This is a genomic window from Pseudomonas sp. FW305-7, from assembly GCF_058786735.1.
On record NZ_JBYSZA010000055.1, the window covers coordinates 9,399 to 10,736 of the forward strand.

General features: G+C 57.0%; 1 protein-coding gene. It reads left to right on the plus strand.

Going from position 1 to position 1,338, the window contains the following annotated elements; all coding sequences use genetic code 11:
• Nucleotides 1–321: 321 nt before the first annotated feature.
• A partial coding sequence (gene dinB / locus AC3WMT_RS30560; protein WP_103307399.1) for a DNA polymerase IV occupies nt 322–1,338 on the plus strand: 1,017 nt, incomplete at its 3' end.

A 1,338-nucleotide genomic window follows, 5' to 3' on the forward strand; every position in this document is an offset into this window, starting at 1 on the left:
GGTTATGAGCCCGACGAGCTACCAGACTGCTCCATCCCGCGTCTGTGTGTCGGCATTCTACAGAGGATCGCCGGGGTGTCAACCTCCAATCTGGATAAAATCTGTTGAGGTTCAATCGGTTAGCGGTTTTTTAGGGTGCTGAGCAGAGCGCGGGGCAGGCGGGGCAGGGCTTTCAGCTCTATTGGCTGTGCATTTTCGATTGAGAAAATAAATTCATCGGTCTTTTCCTACACAGGGAAAAGAACATTCGGCACTACTGGTGCTATATACAGTTGTCAGTGAGATACTGCCGATCCGGCTTGCCACGTTTCCTTTTCTGACATGACTCAGCGAAAAATCATCCACGTCGACTGTGACTGTTTCTACGCCGCCATCGAGATGCGTGATGACCCGCGCCTGGCAGGCAAGCCATTGGCGGTGGGCGGCTCGGCAGATCGGCGAGGGGTGATCGCCACCTGCAACTACGAGGCGCGAGCTTATGGTGTGCGTTCGGCGATGTCGTCGGGACACGCCCTCAAGCTGTGTCCGGATCTGACCATCGTCAAACCGCGCATGGACGCTTATCGTGAGGCCTCAAAGGAAATCCACACGATTTTCGCCGATTACACCGACTTGATTGAGCCGCTGTCGCTAGATGAAGCCTACCTAGACGTATCGGACAGCGCGCACTTCGGCGGTAGTGCCACACGGATCGCCCAGGACATTCGCCGCCGGGTCTCCAATCAACTGCACATCACTGTTTCTGCAGGCGTGGCGCCGAACAAGTTTCTGGCAAAGATCGCCAGCGACTGGAAAAAGCCCAACGGTTTGTTTGTGATCACCCCGGATCAGGTCGAGGATTTTGTCAGCGGCTTGCCGGTGAGCAAGCTACACGGCGTCGGCAAGGTCACGGCCGACAAGCTGGGCAAACTGGGCATCGTTGACTGCATGCAATTGCGCGAGTGGGACAAGCTGGCGCTGGTGCGCGAATTTGGCAGTTTTGGCGAGCGACTCTGGAGTCTGGCCCGTGGGATTGATGATCGGCTGGTGCACAACGACAGTCGCCGTCAGTCGATCAGTGTGGAAAACACCTACGATGTCGACCTGCCGGATTTACGCAGTTGCCTGGACAAGTTGCCGGAGCTTCTGGAAACCCTGAAAACCCGTATGGCGCGGATCGACAGCAGTTATCGACCGGGCAAGCCATTCGTCAAAGTGAAGTTTCATGATTTTACCCAGACGACGCTGGAGCAGGCCGGGGCAGGGCGGGATCTGGGCAGTTATCAGTTGATGCTGACGCAGGCGTTCAACCGGGGCGGCAAACCGGTGCGGTTGTTGGGGGTTGGGGTGAGGCTGGAG